Raw genomic sequence first — 10,947 nt, forward strand, 5'->3', positions numbered from 1 at the left:
TAAGAATATGCAGGCATTAGGACTTTTAGGTAGTGCATTCGCTAGTATTTTAAATCCGGCGTCCATCCTTCTGATGATCGCTGGCGTAGCAATTGGTATTGTATTTGGTTCCATCCCGGGACTGTCTGCTTCCATGGCAGTAGCACTGATGCTGCCGTTAACTTTCAGCATGACCCCTTCCCTGGGTATGAACACCCTGGTAGCAGTTTATATCGGCGGTATTTCCGGTGGTCTGATCTCCGCAATCCTGCTGAACATGCCTGGTACCGCATCTTCCATCGCAACCTGTTTCGATGGACACCCGATGGCAAAAAATGGTGAGGCAATGAAAGCTCTGGGAGTTGGTATCGTATTCTCCGCAATGGGTTCCATCTTCTCTTTCCTCATCCTGACTTTCTGTGCACCGCTCCTTGCAGACGTTGCACTGAAATTTACTCCGGCTGAGAACTTTGGTATCTGCTTCTTCGCACTGACGATGGTAGCAATCCTTTCTTCCGGTAACATGATCCGCGGTCTGCTTGCAGGTATGTTCGGTCTGATGTTTACCTTAGTTGGTATGGCTCCGATCGATGGTACTCCGCGTTTCACCTTTGGAAACACAAACCTGATGGCAGGTTTTGATACCCTTCCTACCCTGATCGGTATCTTCGCGATCGCAGATATCCTGTGTACCGCTGAGAGCATGAAGGGCGGCAAGATGGACACCATTCCGATCAAGAAAGTAAAAGGCTTTGGTTTCTCCATGAAAGAGTTTGTTTCCTGGCTGCCGAACTTCCTTCGTTCCGCACTGATCGGTACCGGTATCGGTATCCTGCCAGGTATCGGCGGTTCTACTTCCGGTATGCTTTCTTACGTAACTGCAAAGAACATGTCCAAGCATCCGGAGGAGTTTGGTAAAGGTAATCCGGAAGGTATCGTAGCAACTGAGTCTGCAAACAACGCAACCATCGGTGGTGCAATGATCCCGCTTCTGGTACTTGGTATCCCGGGTGATGGCGTTACCGCTATGATGTTAGGTGGCTTCCTGATCCACGGTCTGTCTGCTGGTCCGCTGCTGTTCGTGAAGAACGCAGACGTTGTATACGGAATTTTCGCAGCATGTATCGTTTGTACCCTGATCATGCTCGTTGTTGAGTGGACCTGTATCAAGGGCTTCGTACAGGTACTGAAGGTTCCGAAGCACATCCTGCTTCCGCTGATCCTGGTTCTGTGTTGTGTCGGTGCATATGCAACCAACAACCGTATCTTTGATGTACAGTCTATCCTGATCTTTGGTCTGGTAGGTTATATTTATCACAAGTTCAGCCTGCCGACGACTCCGTTCGTACTGTGCTTCCTGATCGGTGAGATGCTGGAGACCTACTTAAGACGTGGTATCATGCAGTACAAGTCCTTCAGTGCATTCTTCGCAAGACCGATCTTCGATGTATTCTTCTTCATCGCTATCGGTGTTCTGGTATGGACCGTAACCAAGGAGTTAAAGGCTTACAAAGAAAAGAAACAGACAGCATAAAGAGATCTGAACTTTACAATATTTTGCTTCTATATTAATATGATATATGCCCCGTCCGCAGCGGGCGGGGATATATATAAGGGAAAAAACAGGGCAGCCAAAATGCCCGGAAAGAAGGAGAAAGTATGAAGAAAAAAATTTTTGTAGCAGTTGTAGCTGGAACCATGGCAATGAGCCTTGCAGCATGCGGCGGAAGCAAACCGGCAGAGACCACTGCAGCTCCGGCAGCTGAGGAGAAGACCGAGGCTGCAGCAGAGAGCAAAGCTGAGGGCGAGAGCACTGAGGCAGCAGCAGAGAGTGGTTCTACCTGGGAGCCGAACGGTACTGTATCCATCGTGATCCCGGCTGGTGCAGGCGGAGATACCGATCTTACCGCTCGTATTTTCGCTCAGTATGCAAAAGAGAAAACCGGCGTTGATTTCGTTGTTGTAAACGCAAGTGGTGCATCAGGTTCTGTAGCTGCTAACCAGGTTATGAACTCTGCAGCAGATGGTCAGACCGTATTATACGGACACTGCCTGCTGAGCGTTGCTAACATCGCTGGTATTACCGACTACAATTTCGAGGCATTCAAGCTGGGACCGAACTTCGCTAAGAACCCGGCACAGCAGTTCTATGTAAATGCTGATAAATACAAAGATCTGGACGAGTTCATCGCAGCAGCAAAAGCTAACCCGGGTCAGTTAAAGGCTTGTACCGAGGTTGGTGCTTACACCTACTACGAGCTGCTTGCATTTGAGAAAGCAGCAGACATTGACCTTGACCTGGTAGATGCAGGTTCTGCTTCCGATAAGATCGCAGCTATGCTGTCTGGTCAGGTTGACTTAATGCCGGGTACTTGGATGTTGAATAAAGACTATGTAACTGCTGGTCAGTTTGTATGCTTAGGCGCTCCGACCGATCAGAAATACGATATGCTTGAGAATGCAGGCGTTAAGACCTTCGCTGATCAGGGTATTGACCTGGCATTCCCGGATACTGACTACTCTTTCTACTTCCCGAAGGAGACTCCGGACGAAGTAATCACCTACTTTGATGATCTGTGCAAAGATCTTCTGGATGATGAGACTGTAAGTAAGGCTCTGACTGACATGGATGTTATTCCGTACTACTTAAATCATGAGGATGCGTTTAAGAATGATACCGAGACCTACAACGCAATCAAGGCTATCGCAGATACCTTAAAGTAATTGATTTTAAGTAAAATTTAATACAAAATCAGGCATTCAGGCTGGAAATGGAGGAAATGAAAATGGAGAGTGTTGTTTCGAATCTGATGAAGGATGTTAAATTACCGCGTATGTTCCGTGTGAAACAGAATTTTTCGACACACAGGGTAGAACCGGAGACGATTCCAAATCGGATTGAGACGATGCTTTCTGAGGAAAAGTTTGCCTCTCAGATCCAGCCTGGAATGCGTATTGCGATCACTGTTGGCAGTCGCCAGATCGCGAATGTCGTGGTGATCACAAAAGCAATCGTTGATTTTGTAAAAAGCAAAGGTGCCGAGCCGTTTATCGTGGCTGCAATGGGCAGCCACGGCGGCGCCACCAGTGAAGGTCAGAGAGAAGTTCTTCGTCAGTTCGGTGTGACCGAGGAAACCATGGGCTGTCCGATCAAGACCAGCATGGAAGTGGTAAAGATTGGTGTCAACGAAGAGGGGATGGACGTTCTCATTGGCCGTGATTCCGCAGAAGCAGACGGAATTATCATCAATTGCAGGATAAAACCTCATACGTGTTTTCGAGGACCTTATGAGAGCGGTATCATGAAGATGATGACCATAGGTCTTGGAAAACAGGCAGGAGCATCGGTCTGCCATGCAGCCGGCTTCAAATATATGGCAAAATATGTGCCAATGTTTGGCCGCGCAATCTTAAAACATGCAAATATCTTATTTGCAGTTGCAGTTCTGGAAAACGCTTACGATGAAACCGAGCGGATCGTTGCCTTAAACCACGACGAGATCGAGGAAGAAGAGCCGAAGCTGCAGGAAATTTCCAAATCCCTGCTGCCGAGGATCTGCGTACCGGAGTGTGATGTCCTGGTATGCGACGTGATCGGCAAAAACTTCAGCGGCAGCGGCATGGATCCGAACATCACCGGAACCTTTGTTACCCCGTATGCTTCCGGTGGCTTAAAGTCCCAGCGCGTTGCAGTTCTGGATCTGAGCAAAGAGAGCCATCATTCCGGAGTCGGCATTGGAATGGCGCATGCCACAACCCGCCGCTTCTTCGACAAGATGGATTTTGAACTGACGTATCCGAATCTGATCACTTCCACCGTGATCGAGAATGCGCGTATTCCGCTTGTCATGAAAAACGATAAGGAAGCCATTCAGGTCTGTGTGCGTACCTGCACCGATGTCGACCACGACAAGATCCGCATTGTCCGGATCGCGAACAGCCTGAAGGTAGAGCACATTCTCTTATCGGAGGCATACTACGACGAAGTGAAGAACAATCCAGATTTCACCATCGAGAGTGAGCCGCAGGAAATGGATTTTGACGAAGATGGAAATTTAAGAGATCTGGGACAGATTTTTTAGGTGATCATAAGGCATAAGAAAAAGAGCTGCTGCTGCAGCTCTTTTTCTTATGCCTGAATGGCATCTTTTAAATATCTGAGAAATTCCTGGCATACCGTATCTTGGTATCCGGTGTTCCCCTGTGTTACAGCGGTCTGATAACGGTACAGCTTTGGCATCAGAGAAATGTACTGCACAGGAAGAATGAGATCCATTCGAGATTCTGGGGTAAAGGTGAGACCAAGCCCTTCAGCTGTCATCTGAAGGGCATCAGCCATATCCCGGATTTCGCATACAATGTCCGGGATAACTTCTATGGAAAGAAGAAATTCATCCACAGATGTTCTCAATGCAGTTCCGTGATCGGCCAGGACAAACGGAAGAACTTTGCTTTGCAGAAAGGCACAGACGTTTTTTGAGTTTATCTCCTGGCCTATAGCTGTTTCCTGTAGTATGCAGTCTGGAACGGCCAGAAGAATCTCTTCTCGATATAGAATCTCTGAATTCGGATATTGTCCTGGATGCTGTGTTGTGATGATAGATATATCCAGCTGTTTGTCCCATACCTTTTTTAACAGATTGATCGGACTTTCGTCTATGATATGGAGAGAAAAATAAGGGATGTTCTGATGTTTCATATCTACAATCACGCGGGTGATCATGGAAGCAGCCCAATGGGAGGAAACACCGATTTCCAAGTGCCGCTGGCCGGAGTTTATCTGTATTTTTTGATAAAGCCTGTGCTTTAATTCTAACACCTGTTTTGCGGTATAGATATAATCTAGTCCGGCCTGGGTTGGTAGCATTTCTGAATGTTCACGCTGAAATAATGGCTGTCCAATCTCCTGCTCCAGTTTTGCCAGTGCCTGGCTAAGGGTCGGCTGTGAAATATAGAGTGTCTGGGCAGCCCTGGTCATATTTTTTTCCCTGGCAATTGCGAGAATATACTCAATCTGTTTGGTGTCCAAAAAAATCTCCTTCTTTGGTGTTAATAGGAAAAAGTAATCAATTCCATCAAATTTGGCAATTAGACTTTTTCCTGTGTATCTTATATACTTCTTTTAAAAGTATAGATGAGAATCTTTATAAATTCAAGTATCTTTCACATTTCATCTGGAATCAGCAGGAGGGTTATTATGAGTAAATTAGCAGATTTAGTTGCAGATGTTCGTCTTCCGGAAATGATTGAAATGAAACAGAGTTACCCACGGCCGGTATTAAAGGATATTGCTGGAGAAGTTCATAAACAGCTGGACATCTCCGGAGTAGGCGCGCAGATCAGGCCAGGAGACAGTATTGCTTTGACGGGAGGAAGCCGTGGCATTGCCAATATTGCTTTAATTCTAAAAGAGGCAGCTGCTTATGTAAAGGCAAAAGGCGGTAACCCATTTATCATACCGGCCATGGGAAGCCATGGTGGAGCTGTAGCAGAGGGGCAGACGGAAATCCTGGCTTCTCTTGGCATTACAGAAAGCTACTGTGGATGTCCGATATGTTCCAGTATGGAGACAGATCTGATTGGTGTTACGGAGGTCTCCCAGATTCCGGTTTACGAAGATCATTATGCGCATCAGGCCGATGGAGTCATCCTGATCAACCGAATTAAACCGCACCCTTCGTTTAGCGGAAAGGTGGAAAGTGGTGTATGCAAAATGGCGGCTGTAGGACTTGGAAAGCAAAAAGGAGCCGCTGCTTATCACAGGCTTGGCATTGAAAATATGTCAAAGACCGTTCAGGAAGTTGCGTGCTATCTGTTTGAACATGGAAATATCATTGGCGGTATTGGAACGGTGGAGAATGCATATGACGAAACGGCCCTGGTCGAAGCCATGACTACGGAACATATTCTGGAGCGTGAGGTGGAACTTCTGAAGATTGCCTATGAGAATTTTCCACAGATTTATTTTACAAAGTATGATGTCCTTCTGGTTGAAGAAATGGGCAAGAATATCAGTGGAGCAGGAATGGATACGATGATTATATCCCGCTACACACATGATGGAATCCCCCATGACAAGCACCAGCAGACGATCTGTGTCCTGGATCTCACGGAAGAAACCCATGGCAATGCATGCGGCATGGGCCTGGCGGATATCATCACCAAGCGGTATGCCGAGCATATTGATTTTATGGCAACTTATCCGAATAACCTGACATCCCGGGTTCTTGGCTCTTGTAAAATGCCATTGGTTACAGACAATGACTACACGGCGATTCAGACGGCAATTCACTGCTGTACCGGTATCGATTATAACTGTGTAAAGCTGATCTGGATCCAGAATACGCTGGATATCAGTCGTATCATGATTTCACGGTCTCTCTATGAGGAGTGGAAGAACAACCGGGAACAGTATCCATATATGGAACAGGTGGGGGAATTCCATCCAATAGAGTTTACTGCAGACGGTACTCTGGTTCGTCTTCCACGCCGGGCTTAAAAGAAGTGGGCATTAGAATGCCTGAGATGTCTCTGCACTTTTTAAAAGCAGCAGGATCAGATCACGTACCGGCCTTGTTAAAGCATTGCTTTTGGGATAAGCAATGGCAATTTGAAAGGTAACCTGTGGCTTGAGAGAAAAGAGCCTGCAGCCATGGAGCTGCCCACCCGCAGAACGCGGGAGAAAGGCAATGCCTTTTCCGTTTGCAACCATGTTTCCGGATGCGTTGATATCACTGATCTCGCACAGAATGTCCGGCAGAAAAGAAAGCCCGGCCAGAATGTTTTGTTCAAGGCTGTGAAAGAAGCTGTTGTGCTGGTTCAGGATAAAGGATTCTCCGGAAAGCATGGATAAATCAGCACCATGTTGTTCAAAATCAGGAATAACCGAATGGTTTTCCGGAATGGCAAGCATCAGCTCTTCTTCGCGCAGAGGAAGAAATTCCAGCATACTGTGACCGGCTTCCCCAGTCGCAACGACAGCAAGATCGGCCATGCCGTTGGAGAGATAATCCTTTGCAGCAGATGCGTTTCCGTTGATGGTGCTGAGTACAATATCCGGGTGCAGCTTGCGGAAATCCGGCAGAATCTTTGTGGAAAAATCTGGCAGCAGAATGTTATTGTAGATAAAGGTGATCTGATGTCTGCCGGACTGGGAGAGCTTTCGGATATCATTCAGTGCGCGCTCATAAATGTTCTGGATGGAGCGAGCACCGTTTACATATATTTTTCCGGCATCAGTCAGGTGCATTTCGTTTTGTTCACGTGCAAAGAGCTTTGTGTCGAGGCTTTCTTCGACCCGTTTCAACTGTCGGCTCAGCGCAGGCTGAGAGAGGAGCAGACGGTCTGCAGCCTTTGAGATGGATTTCTCTTCGGCAATCGCAATGATATAATCCAGTGTCTGAAAGGTCATAAGGAACCTCCTTCTGTGTGAAATTCATCCCAGATATTCCGTGCGGCTTCGTTAAAATCCGGAGTATAGTAGGGAACATGAAAGTCATTTTGTATCATCAGGTAGATAAAATACCGTTCACTTTCTGATAATACTGTTCCTTTTTTTGTCACTACGCACAGATTCAGATAGTAACGCGGGGCAAGGGAGAGGTAGGCGATATCCGGATCATCCATGAGTGCGGTAGAACGTGGTTGAAAACCAATGCCGGAGCCATTTCGGACCATGTTGCGTATGACAAGGTTGTTACCGCTTTCAAATACCACGGTAGGAGAAAAACCGGCCTGATGGAATATATAGTCCGAGATGGTCCGGATGCTACTGCCCGGACTCATAAGGATAAAGGGAGAGTCGGACAGCTCCTCTGGTGAAACCTGCGGAAATTCCATGGAGGTGTTTTTGGGGCGGTGCGCCAGCGGATGGAAGGCCGGGACAGCGACAATGACCTCTTCCCGAAAGAGGGTGATATAGTCAAAATCTGCCGATTCCGTGTCAAAGCAGGTGCCGAGAGAGCAGGAAGCCATTCCATTTTGTACCATATTGCGCAGTTCCTGCATGTAGCCCTCCTGAAGCCGCAGACGGATATTCGGGTACCTGGCAGAGAAACGGGCGAAGATCTTGGAGGCCACCTCAGAACCTCGCAGTGGGGTGACACCGATACGAATCTCTATGGGCGGAGCAGTCGTGAGCTGACGGATGGACTGAAGCGTCTGCTCCTGTGTGGCAAGAATGCGTCTGGCTGCTTCCAGATAAATCCGCCCTGCCGGAGTCGGGATCAGCTTTTTTTTATCGCGAAGGAAAAGGTCGATGCCCAGTTCCTGTTCAAGATTAGACAGAAAAACACTTAGAGTTGGCTGAGAGATGCCAAGCTGTTTTCCGGCAGCGGAAAGGGTGCCGGCTTCTGCTAGCGCTATGATGTAAGACATATTTTTGATCTGCACTGGAGAATCCTCCTTTTATGGATATCCTATAGAATGAGTATAATATATCTGTTGAAGAATATCAATGATATATAGTTTTTTGTAATAGTATATATAGCGAAACATGGATTGTACATTCTATGGCAAAATGATACAATTTCACCATAAACAAGAAAGATAGAAAAGCTTCAGGTGTGTACTGGTAGGCCGATTATCATGAACAGTACCGAAAGTCCAGACTTTTTTATCAAAAAATGTAATGAGGGAGAAATTGAGATGAATGTACAGATGATAATGGCATTATGCATCCTGGTATTTATGGTAGTAATGCTCCTGACCCATGTGCTTCCATATGGTGTCACAGGAATGATCTGCTGTGTCCTTTTTGTATTTACCGGAGTGTTAGATTTAAAGACGGCCTTTTCCGGCCTTTCCAGCAGTACTACATTGATGATCGCACCAATGATCGTAGTTGCGACTGCCCTTGGCAAGACAAGCCTGATCCACCGTCTCAGAGGTGTGATGGGCAAGCTTCAGGGAAAAAGCGGAGCTATGCTGGTTCTTGGTTTATGTGGCATGACAATTCTTTTGTCTCAGCTGATGGGACAGGTCGCATGTATTTCCGTTATGCTTCTGTTTATCCAGACCTTTGATGATGACAGTGAGTATTCCCCGTCCAGACTGCTGTTTTTAGTTGCAACGGTAAACTGTCTGGCAACTTCCAAATTCCCGATCGGCATGGGTGCTACGATGCCAGGCACGATCACTTCTTACTATCAGGGACTTGTTGGTCCGGAGGATTATCTGGGAATTGCTGATTTCTGCAAGGCTGGAATCCTTCCGCTGATCGTGGGCGTCATTTATTGCCTGATCTTCTATAAGCTGATTCCGAACGGAACGATTGATAAGTCCCAGGTGAAGGATGTTAAGGATGCAGCGCCGATCTCCAGAAAAGATGAATATTTTATTTTTGGTGTATTTGCAGCAATCATGCTGGGCTTTATGTTTACCAAGCAGCTTGGAAGTGATATTACCAACGTGATTCCGGCAGCAGGCCTTCTGGTTCTGATCGTGTTTAAGGTTCTGGAGATTCCGGAAGTGATGAAGACCCTTACCTGTGATATGGTATGGATGGTGGCAGGAATGAGTGTAGTTTCAACCGCACTTTCCAAGACCGGTGTCGGTGAACTGATCGGACAGACGGTTTTAAATATCCTGGGTGGACATCCGAGCGGATTGTTTGTAAGTATTGTCTTCTGTGTGGCATGTGCACTGATGACAAACTTTATGTCTAACATGGGTACCATGGCGCTGATGAGTCCGATCGCAGCTTCTACCGCGCTGGCAGGCGGCATGAATGTGAAAGCAGTCGTGCTTTGCTGCTGTGTATCTGCATGGCTGGCATTTGTAATGCCGACCGGCTGCTCCGGCACGATGATGGCATTTGGTATCGGTAATCAGAATCCGCTGAAGACGCTTAAGTTTACCTTACCGCTTCTGATTCTTACCTTGATCGCACTGATCATCGGCATTAATATTTTCTTCCCGATTTACGGTTAAGAGAGGGAAATAAGGAGATAAAAGTCATGAAAACAATATTTAATCCGGGGACAAAGAAAAAAACACTGACTCTGGTCGATAATGTAGTGTATTCCACGGTAAAAGATTTAAACGGGGATCCGCTGGAGCTGAAGCTTTCGGTTCTGCTCCAGAATGGAAACAGTGAGATGCGTGCTGCAATGGGGGAAGATGATCCGAAGGAGGATCACAGTCCGAAGCCGGCACTGGTATGGGTACCGGGCGGCGGCTGGAAAGGCACAGACAAGAATATGATGCTGGGGGAGATGACAGAATTTGCAAATGCCGGATATGTGGTTGCTTCGATCTATTACCGCAGCAGTGCTCAGGGGCATTATCCGGATCAGCTGATCGATGTGAAAACGGCAATCCGTTTTCTGCGTGCTCATGCAGCGGAGTTCGAGATCAATCCGGAGAAGATCGGTATCTTTGGCCGTTCGGCAGGTGCACATTTGTCAGCAGCAGCAGCTATGAATCAGGATGGTTTTGACAGTGAGGAATGGAGCGGCTATTCCTCTAAGGTTCAGGCATGCTGTGATATGTTCGGACCGGTTGATATCAAGGCGTTGATGGAAAATGAAGAAAAGCAGTTTTCAAATCCGTCTGCACGCTGGCACAGTGTTGAGGAAACCCATGGAGGATGTCTGTTGGGAGGAGATCCGGCAACGATGAAGGAGCGCGGTGCGAAAGCAAGTCCGGTCAATATGGTAAATCAGGATATGTGCCCGATTCAGATCCTTCATGGTGATAATGACCCACTTGTTCCGGTAGAGATCAGCAGTGAGACGCTTTATCAGAAGATTGTGGCTGCCGGTATGGAAGATAAAGTGGATTACTATGTGATTCCGGGCGCAGGTCATGGAACGAGAGAGTTTTTCCAGGATGCCACGAAGGAATTGCAGATTGCATTCTTTGATAAGTATTTAAAGTAAGTTCGTTAATTAACAACCCCACACGTTATACCAGAAACTTATAAAATGGGGCTGTCGCACTAGCAAATATTTTTTGCTGGGCGGCAGC

General features: G+C 47.0%; 9 protein-coding genes. 6 read left to right on the plus strand and 3 right to left on the minus strand.

Going from position 1 to position 10,947, the window contains the following annotated elements:
• Positions 1 to 7 precede the first annotated feature (7 nt).
• From DWZ40_RS07935 to DWZ40_RS07945, 3 genes are all read left to right on the plus strand, one after another.
• Positions 8 to 1,513, plus strand: a complete 1,506-nt coding sequence (locus DWZ40_RS07935) for a tripartite tricarboxylate transporter permease (protein WP_118542423.1) — start codon at positions 8 to 10, stop codon at positions 1,511 to 1,513.
• Between the two features lie 125 nt (positions 1,514 to 1,638).
• Positions 1,639 to 2,703, plus strand: a complete 1,065-nt coding sequence (locus DWZ40_RS07940; RefSeq protein ID WP_118542425.1) for a tripartite tricarboxylate transporter substrate-binding protein — start codon at positions 1,639 to 1,641, stop codon at positions 2,701 to 2,703.
• Positions 2,704 to 2,765: 62 nt separating this feature from the next.
• On the plus strand, positions 2,766 to 4,061 hold the full coding sequence (locus DWZ40_RS07945; protein ID WP_347560062.1) for a lactate racemase domain-containing protein: 1,296 nt from the start codon (positions 2,766 to 2,768) through the stop codon (positions 4,059 to 4,061).
• A 47-nt stretch (positions 4,062 to 4,108) separates the two neighbouring features.
• Here DWZ40_RS07945 and DWZ40_RS07950 read toward each other — a convergent pair whose 3' ends face one another.
• Entirely contained in the window at positions 4,109 to 5,008 is a 900-nt protein-coding gene (locus tag DWZ40_RS07950; RefSeq protein WP_118542429.1) for a LysR family transcriptional regulator, read from the minus strand.
• 168 nt (positions 5,009 to 5,176) lie between these two features.
• On the opposite strand from DWZ40_RS07950, the gene DWZ40_RS07955 reads away from it, so the two are divergent.
• On the plus strand, positions 5,177 to 6,478 hold the full coding sequence (locus tag DWZ40_RS07955) for a hypothetical protein (RefSeq protein ID WP_118542431.1): 1,302 nt from the start codon (positions 5,177 to 5,179) through the stop codon (positions 6,476 to 6,478).
• Between the two features lie 12 nt (positions 6,479 to 6,490).
• On the opposite strand, the gene DWZ40_RS07960 is transcribed toward DWZ40_RS07955, so the two are convergent.
• Complete coding sequence (locus tag DWZ40_RS07960) at positions 6,491 to 7,390, minus strand: LysR family transcriptional regulator (protein ID WP_118542433.1); 900 nt, start codon at positions 7,388 to 7,390, stop codon at positions 6,491 to 6,493.
• Entirely contained in the window at positions 7,387 to 8,370 is a 984-nt protein-coding gene (locus DWZ40_RS07965) for a LysR family transcriptional regulator (protein WP_118542435.1), read from the minus strand. The genes DWZ40_RS07960 and DWZ40_RS07965 overlap by 4 nt, the downstream gene beginning before the upstream one ends.
• A gap of 195 nt (positions 8,371 to 8,565) precedes the next feature.
• Between DWZ40_RS07965 and DWZ40_RS07970 the strand changes: the two genes are divergently transcribed.
• Complete coding sequence (locus DWZ40_RS07970) at positions 8,566 to 9,909, plus strand: SLC13 family permease (RefSeq protein WP_118542437.1); 1,344 nt, start codon at positions 8,566 to 8,568, stop codon at positions 9,907 to 9,909.
• Positions 9,910 to 9,935: 26 nt separating this feature from the next.
• The gene (locus DWZ40_RS07975) at positions 9,936 to 10,859 is read left to right on the plus strand and encodes an alpha/beta hydrolase (protein ID WP_118531642.1); all 924 of its coding nucleotides are present in this window, start codon (positions 9,936 to 9,938) and stop codon (positions 10,857 to 10,859) included.
• Positions 10,860 to 10,947 lie beyond the last annotated feature (88 nt).

Source organism: Clostridium sp. AF32-12BH (assembly GCF_003477935.1).
Classification (GTDB): domain Bacteria; phylum Bacillota; class Clostridia; order Lachnospirales; family Lachnospiraceae; genus Brotaphodocola.